At 65.6% G+C, this 19,249-nt stretch carries 18 protein-coding genes and 2 pseudogenes; 13 read left to right on the top strand and 7 right to left on the bottom strand.

Features of this window, described 5'->3' with window-relative positions; all coding sequences use genetic code 11:
* The first annotated feature begins 50 nt into the window (after positions 1-50).
* The 4 genes from DM818_RS04625 to DM818_RS04610 all read left to right on the top strand — a co-directional run bounded on the left by DM818_RS04625 (position 51) and on the right by DM818_RS04610 (position 5,870).
* The gene (locus DM818_RS04625) at positions 51-3,449 is read left to right on the top strand and encodes a PKD domain-containing protein (protein WP_123123741.1); all 3,399 of its coding nucleotides are present in this window, start codon (positions 51-53) and stop codon (positions 3,447-3,449) included.
* Between the two features lie 168 nt (positions 3,450-3,617).
* On the top strand, positions 3,618-4,145 hold the full coding sequence (locus DM818_RS04620; protein ID WP_158601409.1) for a CAP domain-containing protein: 528 nt from the start codon (positions 3,618-3,620) through the stop codon (positions 4,143-4,145).
* Between the two features lie 10 nt (positions 4,146-4,155).
* The gene (locus tag DM818_RS04615) at positions 4,156-5,208 is read left to right on the top strand and encodes a hypothetical protein (RefSeq protein ID WP_075937889.1); all 1,053 of its coding nucleotides are present in this window, start codon (positions 4,156-4,158) and stop codon (positions 5,206-5,208) included.
* Positions 5,209-5,252: 44 nt separating this feature from the next.
* A complete protein-coding gene (locus DM818_RS04610) occupies positions 5,253-5,870 on the top strand; it encodes a class I SAM-dependent methyltransferase (protein ID WP_075937890.1) in 618 nt (205 codons plus the stop codon).
* On the opposite strand, the gene DM818_RS04605 is transcribed toward DM818_RS04610, so the two are convergent.
* On the bottom strand, positions 5,871-7,097 hold the full coding sequence (locus DM818_RS04605; protein ID WP_123123742.1) for an NUDIX domain-containing protein: 1,227 nt from the start codon (positions 7,095-7,097) through the stop codon (positions 5,871-5,873).
* A 77-nt stretch (positions 7,098-7,174) separates the two neighbouring features.
* On the opposite strand from DM818_RS04605, the gene DM818_RS04600 reads away from it, so the two are divergent.
* Positions 7,175-7,654: an RNA-binding protein gene (locus tag DM818_RS04600; protein WP_075937892.1), complete on the top strand. Its 480-nt coding sequence runs from the start codon at positions 7,175-7,177 to the stop codon at positions 7,652-7,654.
* A gap of 547 nt (positions 7,655-8,201) precedes the next feature.
* Here the strand turns inward: DM818_RS04600 and DM818_RS04595 are convergent.
* Positions 8,202-8,909 carry a DUF1028 domain-containing protein gene (locus DM818_RS04595; protein WP_075937893.1) on the bottom strand — a complete coding sequence of 236 codons (708 nt, stop codon included), beginning with the start codon at positions 8,907-8,909 and terminating at the stop codon, positions 8,202-8,204.
* 96 nt (positions 8,910-9,005) lie between these two features.
* Between DM818_RS04595 and DM818_RS04590 the strand changes: the two genes are divergently transcribed.
* From DM818_RS04590 to DM818_RS04580, 3 genes are read left to right on the top strand one after another with little or no spacing between them, the layout of a single operon-like run.
* Positions 9,006-9,353, top strand: coding sequence for a cell division protein SepF (locus tag DM818_RS04590; RefSeq protein WP_075937894.1), 348 nt, complete (start codon positions 9,006-9,008; stop codon positions 9,351-9,353).
* A 39-nt stretch (positions 9,354-9,392) separates the two neighbouring features.
* Positions 9,393-10,328, top strand: a complete 936-nt coding sequence (locus DM818_RS04585; protein WP_075937895.1) for an ABC transporter ATP-binding protein — start codon at positions 9,393-9,395, stop codon at positions 10,326-10,328.
* A complete protein-coding gene (locus tag DM818_RS04580; protein WP_075937896.1) occupies positions 10,325-11,113 on the top strand; it encodes an ABC transporter permease in 789 nt (262 codons plus the stop codon). Before DM818_RS04585 ends, DM818_RS04580 begins: the two co-directional genes overlap by 4 nt.
* Here the strand turns inward: DM818_RS04580 and DM818_RS04575 are convergent.
* A pseudogene (locus tag DM818_RS04575) lies at positions 11,114-11,848 on the bottom strand (coenzyme F420-0:L-glutamate ligase); the annotation flags it as partial.
* On the opposite strand from DM818_RS04575, the pseudogene DM818_RS15345 reads away from it, so the two are divergent.
* From DM818_RS15345 to DM818_RS04565, 3 genes and pseudogenes are all read left to right on the top strand, one after another.
* Positions 11,787-11,915: pseudogene (locus tag DM818_RS15345) on the top strand (hypothetical protein); the annotation flags it as partial. The pseudogenes DM818_RS04575 and DM818_RS15345 overlap by 62 nt on opposite strands.
* Positions 11,916-12,116: 201 nt before the next feature.
* The gene (locus DM818_RS04570; protein ID WP_075937898.1) at positions 12,117-14,084 is read left to right on the top strand and encodes an aconitate hydratase; all 1,968 of its coding nucleotides are present in this window, start codon (positions 12,117-12,119) and stop codon (positions 14,082-14,084) included.
* A 99-nt stretch (positions 14,085-14,183) separates the two neighbouring features.
* Positions 14,184-15,158, top strand: coding sequence for a 5,10-methylenetetrahydromethanopterin reductase (locus tag DM818_RS04565; protein WP_075937899.1), 975 nt, complete (start codon positions 14,184-14,186; stop codon positions 15,156-15,158).
* Between the two features lies 1 nt (position 15,159).
* Here DM818_RS04565 and DM818_RS04560 read toward each other — a convergent pair whose 3' ends face one another.
* Positions 15,160-15,366: a hypothetical protein gene (locus tag DM818_RS04560; protein WP_075937900.1), complete on the bottom strand. Its 207-nt coding sequence runs from the start codon at positions 15,364-15,366 to the stop codon at positions 15,160-15,162.
* 76 nt (positions 15,367-15,442) lie between these two features.
* Here DM818_RS04560 and DM818_RS04555 point away from each other — a divergent pair, with 76 nt between their 5' ends.
* A complete protein-coding gene (locus DM818_RS04555; RefSeq protein ID WP_075937901.1) occupies positions 15,443-15,673 on the top strand; it encodes a DUF7573 domain-containing protein in 231 nt (76 codons plus the stop codon).
* Positions 15,674-15,786: 113 nt separating this feature from the next.
* Here DM818_RS04555 and DM818_RS04550 read toward each other — a convergent pair whose 3' ends face one another.
* Genes DM818_RS04550 through DM818_RS04540 form a run of 3 tightly spaced genes read right to left on the bottom strand, consistent with a single transcriptional unit; the run spans position 15,787 to position 18,758 of the window.
* Positions 15,787-16,560: a PHP domain-containing protein gene (locus DM818_RS04550; RefSeq protein WP_075937902.1), complete on the bottom strand. Its 774-nt coding sequence runs from the start codon at positions 16,558-16,560 to the stop codon at positions 15,787-15,789.
* 42 nt (positions 16,561-16,602) lie between these two features.
* Positions 16,603-18,444 (bottom strand): ribosome biogenesis/translation initiation ATPase RLI, encoded by a 1,842-nt coding sequence (locus DM818_RS04545; RefSeq protein WP_153952368.1) that lies wholly within the window; start codon positions 18,442-18,444, stop codon positions 16,603-16,605.
* The gene (locus tag DM818_RS04540) at positions 18,444-18,758 is read right to left on the bottom strand and encodes an EMC6-like membrane protein (protein WP_075937904.1); all 315 of its coding nucleotides are present in this window, start codon (positions 18,756-18,758) and stop codon (positions 18,444-18,446) included. Before DM818_RS04540 ends, DM818_RS04545 begins: the two co-directional genes overlap by 1 nt.
* 163 nt (positions 18,759-18,921) lie before the next feature.
* On the opposite strand from DM818_RS04540, the gene DM818_RS04535 reads away from it, so the two are divergent.
* Positions 18,922-19,194 carry a MarR family transcriptional regulator gene (locus tag DM818_RS04535; protein WP_075937905.1) on the top strand — a complete coding sequence of 91 codons (273 nt, stop codon included), beginning with the start codon at positions 18,922-18,924 and terminating at the stop codon, positions 19,192-19,194.
* The last annotated feature ends 55 nt before the right edge of the window (positions 19,195-19,249 follow it).

The raw sequence follows: 19,249 nt of genomic DNA, 5'->3' as shown, positions 1-19,249 counted from the left end.
CCGTCCCGACGCACGCACTGACTACCGACCGACCACTCCCCAACCCCCCAATGTTCACAACAGACGAGCAGGCCTCCGCGTCCACGACCGGGATGATCGTCGCCGTCGCGCTGATGGTGGTGATGAGCGGCGTCGTCTACGCGGGTCTCTCGACACGAATGGACGAACAGACCGACGCGGAGACGAACATCGAGCGCGCCAGCGTCGATGTCGTCTCCCAGAACCAACTCCGGGTCGTCCCCGTCATCGGGTCTGACCTCGATCTCGACGCCACGACGGTCCGGGTCACGTTCCCCAACTCCGACAAGCGCGGATTCACCGTCACAGACGCCGGAGCGGCCATCAAGCGAAGCGAAACCACGACCGAGACGACGACCCGAACGGTCACCAACGGGCTCGAACCCGAACCGGTGTACGAGACGGTCACCAGACCCGTCTACGACACCGTCCGGAAGCGCGTCCAGACCGGCACCGAACCCGTCGAACAGACGCTCCCGACCTACCGGTGGAACCGCACGGTCGCGACCGACCGAGCGATACACCGCTGGAATCGCACGGTGACCGAACAGGTGCCCCAGTACCGCTGGCACCACACGTGGACCGAACGGGTGCCGCGCTACCGGTGGGAGCGAACCACGACCGACCGCGACACGACTGTCGACTGGGAGTCGCCCGGACCGGCGTGGTCGCGTGCCAGCGGCGTCCTCCACACCGACTCGGTGTACAAAGGCCAGACGCGAGAACGGGTCCGGACGGGAACCGAGACGGAGCGGCGACTCGTCGACATGGAGCGTGAACGCGTCCACGTCGGCTACGAGACCCGCGAGGAGTGTTCGCCGTCGCCGTGGGGGTTCGCCCGCGGGCGCACCTGCGAGACGGTCCGTGAACCCGTCTACGAGTACGAGCGCGTCCCGGTGTACGAGACCGTCCGCCAGCCAACCTACGAGTGGCAGTGGCGGGCCGACTACGACACCGAGGCGTTCTACCGCTACGAACGCGTCGACCGCACGACCGAACAGACGCTGTCGACGAGCGAGCCGACCGGCGACGGCTGGCAAAAAGCGTCATCTCGCGCCTTCGATTACACGACGGTCGAACGCACCGACAGCGAGGTCGCGACCGACCCGCCCGCGCCCGGATGGACGCGCAAGAGCGCGGCCGTCGTCTCTCGCGTCGACCGCACGCGCACCGAGACGACGCTCGCCGCCGAGGCTCCCGGCGACGAGTGGCAGCGGGTCAGCGACGCGCCGGTCCGAGTCGAGTCAGTTGAGCAGACGCAGACGAAACTCGCCCCGCGACAGCCGGGCGAGGAGTGGTCGCTCGCCAGCGACGAGGCGGTCGGCGAGACGACCGTGACTGTCCAGCGACCGACGTACGGCGTCGTCGAGCAGCGGATTCGCACCGGGACGACGACCGAACGGCTCATCAGCCACTACCGGATGGTGCCGAAGACGACGGTCGTCACCGAGACGGAGACGACGGCCACATTCGACGACAGCGTCGACGCCGTCGAGCGCGGGCTCACCAGCGCGCCGGCCCGCGGGCCGCCAGACCAAGCGAGCATCGCCGCGGCCGACCCTGACGACGACGAGGCGTCCGACGACGCCGATTCCGAGGCGTCCGGGGAGCGTGAGACGGAGACGGCCGAGGCCGACGAGACAACCGACGACGGCCCACCTGCTCACGTCCTCGACCGACTGCCGTTCTTAGAGTTCGACGACGGCGACGACTCGCCGGTGCGTGCAAGCAGCATCGTCGAGGGACTCAGCGGCACGACGACGCGCGGCTCGCCCGCAGTGTGGCAAAACGGCGAGGCGCTCACCGTCCACCTCGCGGAAAATCACATCCAAGAGGGCGACATCGTCCGCGTCCGGGTCGTCGACACCGACACCGAGTCGGTCGTCCTCGACAAGCAGGTCCGCGCGAGGGACCTCCCCGCGGTCTCGCTCGACAGCGCGGGTCCGACCGACGAATCGTCGCCGGGTACCGACGCGCCGACGGCTCCCGAGCCCGTGACGACCCCCGACCCCACGACGACCGCCGGTACTCCGGCGACACAGCAGACACAGCCACCGCAGTCGACACACCCCTCCGCTGGCGATACGTGGTCTGGCAGTGCGACGGACACCGACCGGCCACCCGCCGTCTCCATCTCCGGGCCGAACACGGTCGCACCCGGCAGCAAGGCGACGTTCGAGGCCAACGCGGTCGACGACGAGGGTATCGCCGACTACTCGTGGCACGGCGCGTACAGCTACGACCAATCCACGGCGACCCACACGTTCGCCGACGCACCCGGCGAGACCCGGCGTATCTCGCTCACCGTCACCGACACCGCCGGTCAGACGGCGACCGCGACGAAGGTGGTCGAGATTAGCGACGCCAACCGCGACCCGCAAATCGAACTCCCGCCCGCCGTCACCGGCTGCGTCGGCGAGACGGTGCGGCTGAATCCGACCATCGTCACCGAGGAGGGCGATACCGCGACCGGAGAGTGGGACAGACAGATGCCGATACGCCTCGACTCGCCAGGTGTCAGCTCCGCGACTTATACCGCGACTGATAACCACGGCGCGGAGACGTATCGGTCTGTTCGGATTACTACGATGTCGTGTACGGATAGCAAACAGACTACAGATGAGGTCGGTGATGGGGAAGGGAACGAAGTCCTCATCCTCTCTGGTTCAGGTGAAATAACTGCTACTGCCGGCGCAGACGACGACAAAATCAGTGTACGAGATGATACTCCAAGCTTGGAAAATGCACAACTCAACTACGCTGTCTCTGGAGTCCTAGCAATGGGCGATAGGGTAGCCGATATAGCTACAGGGTCCGACAGCTACGTACTGGAGACACAAGTGAGCGGAGCGACAGCAAAACAGCTCGTCGCCGAAGCAAAAGCCGCACGTAATCCAAGTCTCAAAGAAGGGAGCAATATCGCACTGAATAAGCACAAGACACTGCGAAACCCTCGAATTGAGGATGGACTTAGCCCCGGCAATCACGACCAAGTGACGGTGTTCGTCAGAGTCGGTAGCGACGAGGAAATAAACGGTACGGCGATGGCTGCTCGCTACGGGGAAAATCCAAACACAAGCGAACCATCCGGTGTGGGAGAGGGCACTGCCACACCAGCCGATGATACCAACCCCACAGTGGATGCTGCTGACGGCATCACTGAGGCAGTTACCACCGACCAAGCAGACAATCGTGTTATCGAGGCAGCAGGTGGCAGAGTCTCAGCCGTCCAGAACGACCAAATTAGTGATACCGATAGCTTGGTCTCGGAAACGACAGCGCAGTCCGACGAGTCAACTCAACAAGACAGCGGTACGAACGACACGCAACCGAGCCAGTCTGTACAGAACCGGCGTAATGACGTACTTCAGAATAGTCCACTGGCCACCTACCATGGAGCGACCACCGATGACACCGTGAGTGAAGGATAACAACCGCTACTACTCTGTTTATTCCAATCCAATTTATTCTGAAAGATTTATGAGTAAACAATGCACAGCCGGTACATCTGCATGAATCGGCGACGGTTACTCCAGGTATGCAGCGGTTTGACTGCAAGCGCCTTCGCTGGCTGTTCAAACCGGTTTGGTAGCACCGAAATGGATGAACACACGACTTGGGGTAACTCAGGCGACGTGCAGACGATTCCGGAGTATGACGCCACTCATCACCCAATCGTTTCCGACACTCAGAAGCTAGAGCAGCTCACTCACGAGGCGACGAACCGGGCACGAATCGCACACTCCCGTGAACCACTCTCGTACGATTCGGAGTTGGCTGACATTGCTAGACTCCACTCACGGGATATGGCGAACCACGACTTCTTCGGTCACGAGAATCAGAACGGTGAGTTACACGTCAGCCGGCTCCAGAAGTACGGGTACAACTCGACCGTCGTCTACGAGAATCTGTACTCACTGATCTCCCCAGAATTCGACTACTCGCTGGAAACGTTGGCTCAGATGGCAGTTGATTGGTGGCTTGACTCTCCCTCTCACCGTAGAGCGCTTCTCAAGGAGCACAACACGGAGGAGGGAATCGGCGTGTACGTCACCGACGAGCCGCGAATATACTGGACGGCGGAGCTTTCGAAGTACGACGTTGACCGACAGACACCGACGCAGTAACCCCCCAACGATGAACCGACGAACCATCCTCACAGCGTGTGGTACAGCCCTCGCCGGCGCACTCGCCGGCTGTAACAGCAGCGACGAATCGACCGAGACGCGAACGGAGACCGCGACGCCGACGGCCACTCCGACGCCCGAACCAACGGCAACGCCGACGCCCGCGAATCCGGAGGTGACGGCCGCACTGGAGACGGCCCGGCCGGAGGCGGCGACGGCGTTCGAGGCGGTCCAGTCGTTACGGGTCGTCGACGACGGCGACCTCGCGATGGACAAAGACACCGGGTTCCGCGGATACGCGGGTCACAAGCGAGCGGACGTGTACGACCCGCTCACGGTCGTGCGGGATACGCTCGTTCCGGTGCGCGGCGAGGGCACAGAGCGCCAGCAGGCGCACGTCGAACTCCTCCTCTCGGTCGGCGAGTACACGAACACGAAGTATCAGGAGTACACGGCAATCGCGGAGGGGTTCTCGCGGCTGTATCGCGGCATCGACGCGCACATGTCGGCTCAGGTTATGGACGCCTACGAGTTCTACACGGGGGCACAGGAGGATTTGGCGAGCATGTCACAGGAGCGCGTGGCGGCGAGCCAACTCCTCCAGCAGTTCGCGAACGACGGCATCGAAGCCGATGTCGACGGGTTCTCAATCATGGACGAACAGGCCGAACAGACGTACGTGTCGACGCTGGTGTACCGGTGGGAACCCGGCGCTCGCGGGCTGATACACCACCTCGACGGGTTCGGCGCGCTCGTGCAGGCACAGACTGCCTTCGAGGCCGACGAGTACGAGCGGAGTGTCCGGCTGGCGCGCATCGCCCGCGAGAAGTTCGACACCGCCGCCACGGCCGTTCCGACGGCGCTCGACCGCGACGTGTCGCTGTTTTCCTCGTGGCTCGACACTGTGGCGTGTCGCGCTCGGGGATTCGTCGAGTCGGCGGAGACACTCCGGACAGCGGGCGAGTCGGCGCTCGCGGGCGACGAATCAGCGGCAAGCGAGACCTACGAGACAGCGACGACGCAGTTCGACCGGGCGTTCGACTGCGAGGAGGAGTCGCCGTGAGCGCGGGTCGCACGACATTTACGAGCTAAGCGTGTATCGGTTGTATGGACCCTGATGAGGTACGCGACGACTGGGCCGGTCGGTCGGGCCGCTACTCCCCGCAGTACTACGCCGACCTCGGACCGAATCAGGTGAGCGAGACGCTGCTCGACGTCTTCGAGCACTACGCCGACGCCGACGCGCGCATTCTCGAACTCGGCTGTGGCTCCGGCCGCCACCTCGAAACCCTCCGCGAGCACGGCTACGAGCACCTGACCGGTATCGACATCAACGAGGACTCCTTCGACGTGATGGACGAGGAGTACCCCGCGCTCGCGGACCTCGGCACCTTCCACGCCGGGGCAATCGAGGATATCCTCCCCGACTACGAGACGGACGCCTTCGACGTGGTGTACTCCGTCGAGACGCTCCAACACATCCACCCCGAGGACACGTGGGTGTTCGACGAGGTGGTGCGTGTCAGCGGTGACCTCATCATCACCGCCGAGAACGAGGGGAACAGTCCGACGCGGGGTCGCGGCGAGTCGGAGACCAGCTTTGTCGACGGCGAATTCCCGCTGTATCACCGCAACTGGAAGCAGGTGTTCGGCGAGCGCGACTGTGCCCAACTGCTCCGCGAGCCGACCTCGCGAGACACGATTCGGGTCTTCCGGACGCCCTGACTACCGGTCGCACCACGCCGCGGCGGTCGCGTGTTCGCGTGCTCTGTCTCGGACGTGCTCCTCGCCGAGCCGTCCGTCCTCGGTCACGAGGTGGTCGATGTGGTCTGCGGGCGTCGGTTCGAACGTGGGACACTCGACTGACAGCGGGACGTCGCCGTCGTAACAGTCGTCGCGCGGTTCGCGGCCGACGGTCGTCGCCCCCTCGGGTGCAATCTTCGCCGTCGCGGTGGCGACGACGACCGGAACGCCGGCACGGTTCGCGACGGCCGCGAGCGGGCGCGTACCGACCTTGTTCACGACCCGACCGTCCGGCAGTACGGTGTCTGCGCCGACGATGACGGACTCGACGCCGACACGGTCGAGTACGTCGGCCATCGCCGCATCGGGTGCGAGCGTCACGTCCGTCCCGGTCGCGAACCGCTCTGCGACATCGACCCCCTCGCCGCCGGGGCGGGATTCGAAGACGACGAGTCGGTCGGGGTCGGCCTCCGTGAGCGCCTGTGCGACGGTTCCCGACCGCGAGAGCGTCGCCACGGGTGCGGTGAGCCGGGCTGCCGCCTTCCGCGCGGCGCGCTCGTCGGCGGTCGCTGCGCGCTCGATGGCCGAGATTGCCTCACGTTTCACCGATTCCGGTGTCTCGGCGTCTATCATCACCCGATTGATGCGGTTCGAGACAGCGTGCATCGACGCCCGGGCATCGAGCAGGTCTCGGGCGACGGTCGCGACCGCTTCGCCCGTGTTCGCGAGGGCGGCCTCGTCGCGCAACACGTCGAGTGCGCGTACGGAGAGATACGCCGCGCCGTGCGTCTCGTCGTCGGCGACGGTCGCGACGCTCGGGCGCACCCGGTCGTAGGAGCGCCAGAGGTCCGGCACCGTCTCGCGCTCGCGGATGGCCGTCGGCGGCACCCACTCCCACCGGCTCGTCTCCTCGTTCGGTGTCACGTCCCGGCGCTCGCAGTCGAACAGGTACGGGTGGACGCGCCACTCGGTTTCGCGGTCGGCGTCGGTGACGGTGAACGGCTCCCCCCGCCGGACCAACTCGACGGCGTCGTCTAATCCGGTCTCCTCGGCGATTTCGACGCGGACGAGTCGGTCGGGGTCGCCCTCGGCGTGGCCGGCGACGGCTCCCCACTGCCCGGTGTACGACCCGACTCGGTCGGAGCGTTCGAGGAGCAGCACCTCGCCGCGATTTCGCAGAAACGCCGTGACGACAGCGACCGTCTCCATGGGCCGGCTACCGCGCCCGCCGGCAAGTGCGTACCGGGCATGGACGGATTTATTCGCCCACCGGCGTACTCCGAGATATGGAGGTCAAATCGCGCCACCATCTGCGCGGCGACGAAATCGACGACATCGTCGAGACGGTTCGGGCGACGTTCGGCGTCGAAATCGACGGCGACAGCTTCGAGGACGTGACGTTCGACGACTCCGACCAGCGTGTCGTCCTCGTCGACGGCGAACCGTACGTCGTCTTCTTCGATGGGGAGCCGTCGCTGACGGTCAACGGCGCACAGGAGTTCGCGCCCGAGAATCGCGTCGTCACCGTCGACGCCGGCGCAATCTCGTTCGTCTCGGACGGCGCTGACGTGATGCGTCCCGGCATCGTCGAGGCCGACTCCGATATCGAAGCGGGCGATTTGGTCGCGATTGCCGAGGAGAGCCACGGGAAGGTGCTCGCTATCGGCCGCGCGCAGGTCGACGGCTCCGAGATGGTCGGCGACAGCGGGAAAGTGGTCGAGTCGCTCCACCACGTCGGCGACGACCTGTTCGAGTTCGCTGTCTAGGATTGCTGTTTTTGCTCTGCTGGCTTCGATTTTGAGTGGTTCAGGAACTGCTCTGGTGTGACCAGCCGGAAAGCCCCGGGCGTGTCGCGGTCTCCCCGTGACATCTCTTGCTCACGTTCGTTCGCGTCGAGAGGGGTCACGGAGCCGACCGAGTGAACGCGACACGCCCGCCCATTTCATCCCCACCCAGCAGCACAGCCCACACGCCTCCCCAGCCGACTCACGGCTCACGGTCGTTCGCCGTTCGTCCCTCGCGACGACGGGCGCGCCCGAGGCGCGCCGGCTCACGCCACCGCATCGCTTGATTGAGCAACCGAGGCGGTGGCCTACCGCACCGCGAACGGAGTGAGCGTGTGCGGTCCGGGGGAGGGTTGGGAGAGTGGCCGACGGCCACGGGCCAGCGAGCGGGAGCGAAGCGACACGCGAGCGTGCGGTGCTGTTTCCCCGAGGCCAAGCACTGAGAGTGGTCGCGGTGCTGTTGAAGTACAGGGTGCTGCCGAAAGCAAATAACACAGAAACAGCCGTATAGCCGACACGACAGACTCAGCTACTCCCCGGCGTCGATATCGTCCTCCTCGTAGCTCTCCTCGTACTTCTCCAGTGCGGCCTGATAGCTCTCGTCGGCGAGTTCGTACGTCTCACGCAGGTCCTCGATGGGCGTCTTCGAGGCGTCGACACGAAGGTCGTTGTAGTACGGCTCCATCTCGCGGTCCTCGGTGGTCGTGACGATGAGCGCGGCCGACTGCACCTCCAGTTCCTCGCGCTTGTCCCCGCCCTCGGCGTGGCCGGCTTCGAGCGCGTCGATGAGTCGCTCGGCCAGCGGCAGGTCCGAATCGCTCGCCGCGTAGGCGTCGGCGGTCGCCTCCACGACCGACTCGCCCGTGAGGAGGTTGCCGGCGACGGTGAAGTCCTCGCGCTCGACGTGGCCGTACCACTCCTTGCAGTCGTCGCCGGAGAAGGCGAACGTGTCCTCGGTGTCGACGCCGTGGAGTTGGCGGTTCGAGGCACCGTCGTCGGCGTTGAGCAGGGACTGGAGCGCGTCGTCGACGGCGAGACCGTCGGCGAGATACTCGACGCCTTTCTCCCCGAGTTCGACGTTGACGAGTGACTGGGTGGCGACGGCACCGTGCTCGTTGGCGAAGGGACACAGCGTGCCGACGGCCGCAAGCCGGGTGGTGACGGCGACGCCGAAGCGCGTCTCCTCGCTGCCGTCGTCGGTCTCGTACGGGTCGCGGACGCAGATGCTGAATGTCACGGACGGGGGTTCGACGCTCGCGAGGAAATGCTTGTGGTCGGGGGCACCTGGCGTCTGACGCAAGAGTTTTGCCCCGCGACGCCGCGTTTCGCCAGTATGGGACTGATGAGCAGGCTGTTGGGTGGTGACCGGAGCACCGACGACTACGTCGAACTCGACATCGACGATTTCGACGCCACGCCGTCGGACTCGGGGACGCAGGTACACATCGCCACGATCGGCGAGCAGGGTGACGTGGTACCAATCAAGGATGCTATCTACGACGGCGACATCGTCATCGCGGATATCACCCGCCACACGACGACCGACCGCACGATGGAGCACATCTCCGACGAGCTGAAACAGGTCGCCGACGAGGTCGGCGGCGACATCATCCAGAAGGACGACGACCAACTCATCATCACGCCGGGCGGCATCTCGGTCGCCCGCTCGCGACTGGAGTAGAAACGGGCCGTTTACCCCCGCGCCGCCGCTTGCTTCTGCATGACTGCGATACGCGCCGACAGCCTCGTCAAGGAGTACGGCGACGTGCGGGCGCTCGACGGCCTCTCCTTCGAGGTCGAGGAAGGCGAGTTCTTCGGCTTACTCGGCCCGAACGGTGCCGGCAAGACGACGTTCATCAACATCCTCGTCGGCCTCGCGCGCTCGACGGCCGGCTCCGCCGAGGTGTTCGGCCACGATGTCGAAAGCGACTACCAGCAGGCGCGCAACCGCATCGGTCTCGCGCCACAGGAGTTCAACGTCGACCGATTCTTCCCGATTCACGAGGTGCTCGAACACAAGGCCGGCTACCACGGCGTCGCACCCGAGGAGGCCGCCCGCCGCGCCGACGAGGCGCTCAAGACCGTCGGCATCTACGACAAGCGCGACACCCGCTTCGACTGGCTCTCGGGCGGGATGAAACGCCGATTTCTGTTGGCGCGGGCACTCGTCACCGACCCGGACCTCCTGATTCTCGACGAGCCGACCGCCGGCGTCGACGTGGAACTCCGCCGCGAACTGTGGGAGCTGGTCCAGCAGCTCAACGACGACGGCACGACCATCCTCCTCACGACCCACTACATCGAGGAGGCCGAACGGCTCTGTGACACGGTCGCCATCATGGACGCCGGGCGGAAGGTGGAGGTGGCCTCCCCGGACGACCTGCGCGGGCGCGGCGAGGACACGCTCGTCGTCACGCTCGCGAGTGCGCCCGACACCGTCCCCGGATTCGACCTCGAAGGCGTTCACGACGCGACGCTCGACGGGACCGACCTCTCCGTGACCGTCGACGACGCCGGGTCGCGCGCGGCGGCCGTGATTCGCGCGCTCGACCGCGCCGGCCACGAGGTCACGAATCTCGACCTGCGGCGCGCCTCGCTCGAAGAGGTGTTCGTCGGGATGACGCGCGCCGACACTGAGAGAGAGGTGACCCAATGAGCGCTCTCGGGACTGGGTTTCGGTCGCTGCTCAAACGGGAGATTCTCCGCTTCGTGCGCCGGCCCCGCAACACGTTCATCCCGCCGGCCATCACCAACGTCCTCTACTTCGCCGTCTTCGGCGTCATCCTCGGTGACCGCATCGCCGAGATTCAGGGGTACGACTACATCCTCTTCATCCTCCCCGGGTTGGTCGTGCTCGGAGCCATCTCCAACGCCTTCGAGAACGCCTCCTTCTCGATTTTCCACGGCCGCTGGAACGAGTACATCCACGAGGTGCTTACATCGCCGCTCCCGTACTCCAGTCAGGTGCTGGCGTACGTCGCCGCCTCCGCGCTGCGCGGGTTAATCGTCGGCGTCATCATCGTCGTCGTCGGCCTGCTGTTCGTCCCCTTCGCCATCGAGGGCGGGAGCGTCCCGGTCCGGAAGCCGCTGTATCTCGCCGCGTTCATGCTCACAATCGTGACGCTGTTTGCGGCCTTCGGGGTCGTCGGCGGCCTGTGGGCGCGGGACTTCGATTACCTGACCGTGCTCAATCAGTTCATTCTCCGGCCGCTCACGTTCTTCGGCGGCGTCTTCTACTCGCTGGAGACGCTCCCCGACTTCTGGGCGCAGGTCTCCCTGCTGAATCCGATGGTGTACATGGTCAACGGGGTCCGATACGGCTTCCTCGGCTACACGGACGTGAACGCGAATCTCTCCTTGGCCGTGCTCGTCGGGCTCACCGTCGTCGTCGTGGGTGTCGACGTGCTCCTGTTCCGGCGCGGCTACGGGATTATCGAGTAATCAGAACTCCCAGTCGCGCAGCGCCTCGCGGACGATGTCGTCTTCCTCCTCGCGGAAGAGATTCTCCGAACCGCCGTGGTCACCAAACTCCCAGTCGCGCACGACGACGGCAGGGGTCCCGCCGTCCCCCTCGCCGGCGACGAGATTCGCCGCGCCCGCGAGTTCGTCGACGACCGACTGGACCGTGACGCCGAGTTCCCGGCCGTCGCGGTCGTGTTCGCCCCGCCAGTCGCGGGAGGCCGGTATTCCCGCCCAGCCGACGGCGACGCCGCGCTGGCCGTAACGGAACGGCCGCCCGGAGGTGTCGGTGACGACCACGGGTACGCCGAGTGCCTCCGAGAGTCGCTCTGCCGACGCCGAGGGGTCCTCTGGAAGTAACAGGAGGTCACCGCCCGGGACGTTCGAGCGGTCGATGCCCGCGTTGACGGTGATGTGGCCGAACGTCGTGACCGCGAGGATGAACGGAGCCTCCAGGATGAGTTCCTCGCTCTCCTCGATGACGGCCTGCGCGAACCGGGGGTCCTTCTCCTCGCCGGTGATGGATTCGAGGCGGGCGGCAATGTCCTGTGCGCGTTCGCCGGCCTCGAAGTCCGCGTAGTCGTAGCTGCGGCCCTCGGCCTTCGAGACGACGGTCGAGGCGACACACAACACGTCACCGTCCTCGAAGTCGACGCGCGCGTCGATGAGCGCCGCGAGGTCGTCGCCGGCCGTAATCTCGGGCAGCCCGTCGACAGCGAACAGATGCATACCGTCCAGTCGATTCAGTAGCGAAAAAGCGACGCGGTCTCTCGTCGCGACATGACCGATGCCCGACTGGTTCGTGGGGCGTGTCAACACACTCTGTCGTGAACGTCCATGTACGACCCACTGAGCGACGCTCGCGGCAGGCAGGGAGAGACGGAAGCTCTCACGAACCCGACACCGACCGTTTCGCGGGCTGTTCGCCGCAAAATCGGGCAAACACGCCGGATTTATAGTTCAGGCTGGTGGATGTACTGACGTTATGGGACAGACGCTAACGGAGAAAATCCTCTCGGAGCACCTCGTCGAAGGGGAGCTCGAGACAGGAGAGGAAATCGGCATCGAGATCGATCAGGTCCTCACGCAGGACACCACCGGCACGTTCGTTTGGCTGCAGTTCGAGGCGCTCGGGCTGGACGAGGTCCAGACCGAGGTCGCGGCACAGTACTGTGACCACCAGACCTACCAGTTCGACTTCAAGAACACCGACGACCACCGCTTCCTCCGCTCTGCGGCAGGCACCTTCGGCGCACACTTCTCGCGACCGGGCAACGGTATCTGTCACAACGTCCACAAGGAGAACTTCGCCGCGCCGGGCAAGACGATGCTCGGTTCGGACTCCCACACGCCCACGCCGGGCGGACTGGGCGAGCTCGCCATCGGTTCCGGTGGGCTCGACGTGGCCGTCGCCATGGGCGGTGGCCCGTACTACATCGAGATGCCGGAGGTCGTCAACGTGCGACTCGAAGGCGAACTGCCGGAGTGGTCCTCGGCGAAGGACGTCATCCTCGAGATGCTCCGACGGCTCTCCGTGAAGGGCGGCGTCGGCAAGATCTTCGAGTACACCGGTCCCGGCGTCGAGACGCTCAACGTGCCGGAGCGGACGACCATCACCAACATGGGGACAGAACTGGGCGCGACCTCCTCCATCTTCCCGACCGACGAGGAGACCCGCGAGTACCTCTCCCGACAGGGTCGCGAAGACGCCTTCGAGGAGATCGGTCCCGACGAGGACGCCGAGTACGACGACGAGATCGTCGTCGACCTCAGCGACATCGAGCCGCTCGTCGCCAAGCCGTCCATGCCGGACAACGTCGTGCCCGTGCGCGAGGTCGCCGGTGAGGACGTCGAGCAGGTCATCGTCGGCTCCTGTACGAACGGTGGCTACGAGGACATCCTGCCCGCCGCGAAGATGCTGAAGGGCCAGGAGATCGACATGAAGACCGAGATGATCGTCGCGCCCGGCTCCAAGCAGGCGTCCGAGATTCTCGCTCGCGAGGGCTGGACCGCAGAGATGATGGCCGCCGGCGTGAACTTCTCCGAGGCCACCTGTGGTGCCTGTATCGGTATCGGCCACGTGCCGGCCTCCGACTCCGTCTCCGTCCGTACCTTCAACCGCAACTTCGAGGGTCGCTCCGGTATCGAGGACGACTCCGTCTTCCTCTCCTCGCCGGAGGTCGCGGCCGCGGCCGCCATCAAGGGCGAGCTCACCGACCCCCGCGACCTGGCCGACGAGCTCGGGCTGGACGCGCCGGGCGTCCAGATGCCCGACAAGTACAACGGCTCGAAGACCGACCTCATCGCGCCCGACGAGGCCGTCGACGACGAACTCGTCAAGGGGCCGAACATCGGCGACGTGCCGCTGAAAGACCCCCTCGACTCCAAGCTGGAGGGCGAGGCGCTGCTCAAGATGGAGGACAACATCACGACCGACCACATCATCCCTGCGACGCAGGACATCCTGATGTACCGGTCGAACATCCCGAAGCTCTCCGAGTTCACCCTCTCGCGCGTCGACGACACGTTCGCACAGCGTGCACTCGAGTCCGACGGCGGCTTCCTCGTCGCCGGCGAGAACTACGGGCAGGGCTCCTCGCGTGAACACGCGGCCCTTTGTCCGATGTATCTCGGCATCGAGGGCGTCCTCGCACAGTCGTTCGCCCGCATCCACAAGGCGAACCTGTTCAACTTCGGTCTCGTTCCGCTCACCATCGACAAGGCGGACTACGAGAACATCGAGCAGGGCGACGACATCGAAATCGTCGACGACGTCGCCGAGGCCGTCGACTCCGGGCAGGAGGAGTTCACCGTCCGCGTCAACGACGACTGGGAGCTCACCGCCCACCTCGACGCCTCCACGCGCGAACGCGAGATTCTCTCCGCCGGTGGCAAGCTGCCGCTCACGCGCTCGCAGTACGACGCCGAGGGCGCAGCACCGGCCGACGACTGACGCTCTCCGTTCTCCGTTTTTCCACGCCGCCCAGCGACCGCCACCGGCAACACACCGAGCGGTCGGTGACACAAAGGCAGTTGCCACCCAAGCGGTGGTATGCTCGGTATCGAACTCACGCCCGAACACCCCGTCTCGCGGCTGGGCGACCTCGGCGCGCGCGCCGAAACCGCCGGCTTCGACACGATATTCTGCTCGTCGCACTACAACAACCGCGACCCGTTCGTCGCGCTCGACCGCATCGCCCGACGGACCGACACCGCCCGCGTCGGGCCCGGCGTCGCCAACCCCTACGACACGCATCCGCTCACGCTCGCGGGGAAGGTCGCCACCCTGGACGAGTCTTCCGGCGGACGTGCCGTGTTCGGTATCGGACCCGGTGACCCGTCGACGCTCCGGAACCTCGGCGTCGAGCGCGAGCAGGGGCTCTCCGCGACGATTCAGGCGTTCAAGGACGCCCAGCGGGTCTGGGCGGGCGAGCGCGTCTCTCGTGACGGGGTCCACACCGCGGCCGACGCGGGGCTGAACTTCGAGCCGCCACAGGGGGGCGATATTCCCGTCTATGTCGGCGGCGAAGGCCCGCACATGTGCCGGATGGCCGGCAAACACGCCGACGGTCTGCTGTTCAACGGCTCGCACCCGGACGACCTCGCGTGGGCACGCGACCGCGTCGAGGAGGGGAAATCGGACCGCCCCGACGAGCGGGGCGCGTTCGAGCTGTCGGCGTACGCCTCCGTTTCGGTTGCAGAAGCCGCCGACGCGGCACGCGCCGCCGCCCGGCCGCCGGTCGCGTTCATCGCCTCCGGAGCCGCCCCGCCAGTCCTCCAGCGACACGGTATCGACCCCGAGGTGGCCGACGCTATCGGTGATGCGATTGCAGCGGGGAACTTCGAGGCGGCCTTCGAGCAGGTGACCGAGCCGATGGTCGAGGCCTTCTGTATCGCAGGGACTCCCGAGACGGTCGCTGCGCGGGCGGAGAAGGTGTTAGAACACGCAGACAGTCTGGTCGTCGGGTCGCCGCTCGGGCCGGAGTTGGAGACGGCAATCGACCTCGCGGGCGAGACGCTGTCGTAGCTTACTGCTCCGGCGGGCCGGCGGTCGGGAGCGCGCGACCGACGAGGCTGACGGCGGCACCGAGCGAGAGCACGCCGAACACCGCCGACGCGCCGCCGACGATGAGTCCGCCGACGGCGACCAGAAGCGCCTGCTCGGGACTCTGCATGATGACCCCGCCGAAATACTCGATTACGCCCTGTATCGTGTTCTGGATGAAGCCTGCCATGTGTCACGCTTGGTGTGCGACTACTTCCCAGTTGCGGGTTCGCCACGTTCTTGCCGCTGTGTGTCGAGTTACGGGCGTGAACGACCGCTCGCTGTCGGAGTTCGCCGACGACGGTGACGAGCAGGACGCGTCGGACGCGGGTGGCGACGACGGCGACGCTGATTCGGTCGACGACACTCCCGGGGAACTCCTCGCGACGGCTCAGTTTTCGCCCGACGGCACACCCTGCGAGAAGTGCGGTGCGGTCGTGGTGCGGCGCTGGCACGACGACGGGCAGTTCGTCTGTGCCGACTGCAAGAACTGGTAGCTTTTGTGCGATGGCGCGGCCAGCGACCGCATCCGCCGTCGATCGACGGTAGCAGTCTCCGGTGACCGCGTGGGCCACCTGCTACCGACTCGCGGGGTCCACCTGTCTGCCCTTTACAGCGACAGCGTCGTCGTCTCCACGCCGTGGGTCGCGGCGAACTTCTCCAGTTCCTCCTTGCGCGGCTCGATCTCGCTCGGGTCGTGTGCGTCGGTGCCGAAGACGAACTCGACGCCTTCCTCCCGGAGCACCTCCATGAACTGCGGGGTGGGGTGGACCTCGCCGTACTCCGAGAGGACGCGCCCGGCGTTCAACTCCGGAACAGTCCGGGAGTCGGTGAACGCCTCGGCCACCCGCCGGTACTGCTCGTCCGTCGCCAGCCCGCGGAGCGTGCTGTTGCGCTCCACGAGGTCGACGTGGGCGGCGATGTCGAACAGCTCCGATTCGATGAGCGCGACCAGCCGGTCGAAGTAGGTGGCGACGTGGTCGCGGCGTGCGGCTGCCGACTGCTCGGCGAAGTGGTCCTCGAAGTGGACGTTCGTGCCGTCAACCTCGTGGACGCTGCCGACGGCGTACTCGAAGCCGACCTCGTCGAGGAAGGCCGCGATTTCCGTCTCGTCGTCGGGGTGGAAATCCATCTCGACGCCGTCGATGATTTCGATGTCGCGGCGCTCGTTCATCGCGTCGATTGCGGCTTTGCGACGCTCGTAGGTCACGTCGAGGTTGAAGCCCATGTTCTCGCGCTGGTGGCGCGGCTCCTCGCGCGTGGAGACGATACAGTGGTCGGCGATACCGATCGCGTCGAGCCCGGCGTTCTCGGCGGCCCCGACCATCCACCCGAGGAACGAGCCGTCCGAGTAGGTCGTGTGAGTGTGATAATCACAGCGCATACCCCGACGGAGGGGGGCCGGAGGTAGGAAGCTTCGGGTCCGTTACTCGTCGTCGGCCGGCGCGTAGTAGTACTCGCCGGCGTTCTTCTGCTCGCGGTCCTTCTGCGAGCCGGGTTTGTTGATGCGCGGGCGACCGGTGCGCTGGTCGCGCCGGAACGTCACGTCGAGATTCGCGAGGAACTCGTTCATCCCCTCGCGCATCCCGACCGGCTGGCCGGCGTGGCCGTGTTCCGCCGGCTGGCCGTCGAACACCTGCAGGCGGTCGGCGAGCAGGTCGATCATGTAGATGTCGTGGTCGATGACCATCGCGGTCGCCTTGTGATTCTCCGTGTACCGACGGATTGCGCGGGTGGCGAGCACCCGCTGTTCCACGTCGAGGTGGGCCGACGGCTCGTCGAGCAGATACAGGTCGGCGTCCTTCGAGAGACACGCCGCGATGGCGACGCGTTGTCGCTCGCCGCCCGAGAGGTCGGTGAGGTTCTGCTCCATAATCCGCTGGAGCTGGAGCGGCTGGGCGATTTCCGTCTCCCAGTAGGAGGAGCCGAACTGGTCGGTAATCGAGGACAGGAACGCGTCGACGCGCATCGGCTGGTCGATGTCGACGTACTGCGGCTTGTAGGAGATGTCGAGCGTCGTGTCGAGACTCCCCTCGTCGGGGTCGAGCTTGCCGGCGAGCATCTTCGCGAACGTCGACTTCCCGATACCGTTCGGCCCGACGATACCCAACACCTCGTTGTTGCGAATCTCGCCGGCCTCGATGTCGAGCGAGAACTCGCCCTCGCCGTAGGATTTCGAGAGGGCGGGATACTCGACGAGCGTGTCGGTGTTGGAGGCCACGCGTGGCGCGTGTTGCTCGAACTCGATTGCCTCCTGTCGGATTCGCATGTTCTCGTTGTCGAGATAGCCGGAGAGATACTCGTTGATGCCGCTTTTCGTGCTCTTGGGGTCGGTGATGACACCGTAGGCGGACGGTTCGCCGTAGGCGACGTGAATCGAGTCCGCCAACAGATCGAGCACGGCGAGGTCGTGTTCCACGACGAGCATGGAGCGGTCGCCGTCGGCCGCAAGGTCTTGGATGAGCCGCGAGGCGGTGACGCGCTGGCCGATGTCGAGATACGGCGTAATCTCATCGAGGAAGTAGAAGTCGGCATCGCGCACGAGCGTCGCCGCGAGCGCGACTCGCTGTAGCTCCCCGCCGGAGAGCGTATCAATCGGCTGGTCGAGCACCGGCCGGATGTCGAGTCGCTCGGTAATCTCGTCGGCGACGCCGCGCTCGTCGACGCCCTCGATGAGCTCTCGGGTGATACCCGAGAAGCTGTTTGGAATCTTGTCGACGTACTGGGGCTTGCGCGCGACGGTCACGTCTCCCTCGCGCAGCTCGGCGAGATACGACTGGAGTTCGGTGCCGCGGTACGCGTCCATCACCTCGTCCCACGACGGGGCGTCGGCGTGGCGACCGAGGTTCGGCTCGATTTCGCCCGCGAGGATGCGGACGGCCGTCGTCTTCCCGATGCCGTTCGGGCCGAGGATGCCGGTGACGGTGCCCGATTCCGGCGCGGGTAGCCCGTAAAGCCCGAACGCGTTCTCGCCGTAGCGGTGAGTCGGATTCTCGTCGAGTTCCTGCGGGAGATTGATAATCTCGATGGCGTCGAACGGGCATTTCTCGACGCAGATACCGCAGCTTTCGCCCAGACAGATCTCCTCGGAGATGAGTATCTGGTCGTCGCCGCCCTCGTGGGGTTCGTCCTCGCCGAAGTGGTCGCCGCGCTCGACGATACACTCCTTACCCGTCCGGTTCGGCGGGCAGTAGTTCATGCACTCGTAGTTACACCGGTCGGGCTGACACCGGTCTAAGTCGACGACTGCGATGGAATCGCCGGCCATTAGAAGCTACTCCCCGTGGTCAGCAGGATACCCCAACTGATGAACCAGAGCGCGAAGGTCATGAACGCGACGTAGAGGTAGTCCTTCGTCGAGAACTCGCCAACGTCGATACCCATGACCGACAGGACGGGGAACTGCACCAGAATCGCCCCCACCAGCACGTACAGCGCCTGGTTGCTCGTTGCGGGCGTTTGGAGGCCGGCCGTCACGACCGACGACGCGACCGCAGCGGCAAGCCCCATCGAACACGCCAGTGATGTGACCACGACCCCCCGCATGTGCGAGGAGAAGCGGCCAGCGGTGTCGGTCGCCATGTACCTCCGTCGTCTCCCTGACGGCAAAAGCGATTCGAAGCCACAACCGCGGGCTACGCTGGCGTGTTCGTCCGTTTTATCCGTCGCTCGGGGGCTGCTGCGGGGCGGTTAGCAATAACTCACCTTCATGTTTATGCCGTCTGGACCTCTCTATGCAGGTAGCATGAGCGATTCTGACGGAGAGACAGTCGCTGATCTCCCACCGAGCGCCAAGCTCGTCTACAAGGTACTGGAGTACGACGGGCCGATGACCCAGAAGGGCATCGTCGAGGAGTCGATGCTGTCGGCCCGAACCGTTCGCTACGCCCTCGAACGGCTCGAAGCCATCGACGTGGTCAGCGAAGACGTCTACTTCGCCGACGCCCGACAGAATCTCTACCAGCTCACCGACGCCGACGACCAATCCGCCGAGACCGTCGCCGCCGCCGACGACTGAGAGGTCCGTTCCGCTCGTCGCAGTTGTCTTCTCCGCGAACTACGCCCCGATAGCG

Source organism: Halosegnis longus (assembly GCF_009663395.1).
In the GTDB taxonomy this organism is placed as follows: Archaea; Halobacteriota; Halobacteria; order Halobacteriales; family Haloarculaceae; genus Halosegnis; species Halosegnis longus.
This window is presented reverse-complemented; position numbering and strand designations above follow the sequence as displayed.

Bases quoted from the DNA above. Each gene is read 5' to 3' on its own strand.
- DM818_RS04550 (WP_075937902.1), bottom strand. From the start codon at position 16,560: ATGCGCTGTGATTATCACACTCACACGACCTACTCGGACGGCTCGTTC.
- DM818_RS04615 (WP_075937889.1), top strand. From the start codon at position 4,156: ATGAACCGACGAACCATCCTCACAGCGTGTGGTACAGCCCTCGCCGGC.
- DM818_RS04600 (WP_075937892.1), top strand. From the start codon at position 7,175: ATGGAGGTCAAATCGCGCCACCATCTGCGCGGCGACGAAATCGACGAC.
- DM818_RS04585 (WP_075937895.1), top strand. From the start codon at position 9,393: ATGACTGCGATACGCGCCGACAGCCTCGTCAAGGAGTACGGCGACGTG.
- DM818_RS04625 (WP_123123741.1), top strand. From the start codon at position 51: ATGTTCACAACAGACGAGCAGGCCTCCGCGTCCACGACCGGGATGATC.
- DM818_RS04565 (WP_075937899.1), top strand. From the start codon at position 14,184: ATGCTCGGTATCGAACTCACGCCCGAACACCCCGTCTCGCGGCTGGGC.
- DM818_RS04620 (WP_158601409.1), top strand. From the start codon at position 3,618: ATGGATGAACACACGACTTGGGGTAACTCAGGCGACGTGCAGACGATT.
- DM818_RS04560 (WP_075937900.1), bottom strand. From the start codon at position 15,366: ATGGCAGGCTTCATCCAGAACACGATACAGGGCGTAATCGAGTATTTC.
- DM818_RS04540 (WP_075937904.1), bottom strand. From the start codon at position 18,758: ATGGCGACCGACACCGCTGGCCGCTTCTCCTCGCACATGCGGGGGGTC.
- DM818_RS04580 (WP_075937896.1), top strand. From the start codon at position 10,325: ATGAGCGCTCTCGGGACTGGGTTTCGGTCGCTGCTCAAACGGGAGATT.
- DM818_RS04570 (WP_075937898.1), top strand. From the start codon at position 12,117: ATGGGACAGACGCTAACGGAGAAAATCCTCTCGGAGCACCTCGTCGAA.
- DM818_RS04610 (WP_075937890.1), top strand. From the start codon at position 5,253: ATGGACCCTGATGAGGTACGCGACGACTGGGCCGGTCGGTCGGGCCGC.
- DM818_RS04590 (WP_075937894.1), top strand. From the start codon at position 9,006: ATGGGACTGATGAGCAGGCTGTTGGGTGGTGACCGGAGCACCGACGAC.
- DM818_RS04605 (WP_123123742.1), bottom strand. From the start codon at position 7,097: ATGGAGACGGTCGCTGTCGTCACGGCGTTTCTGCGAAATCGCGGCGAG.
- DM818_RS04535 (WP_075937905.1), top strand. From the start codon at position 18,922: ATGAGCGATTCTGACGGAGAGACAGTCGCTGATCTCCCACCGAGCGCC.
- DM818_RS04545 (WP_153952368.1), bottom strand. From the start codon at position 18,444: ATGGCCGGCGATTCCATCGCAGTCGTCGACTTAGACCGGTGTCAGCCC.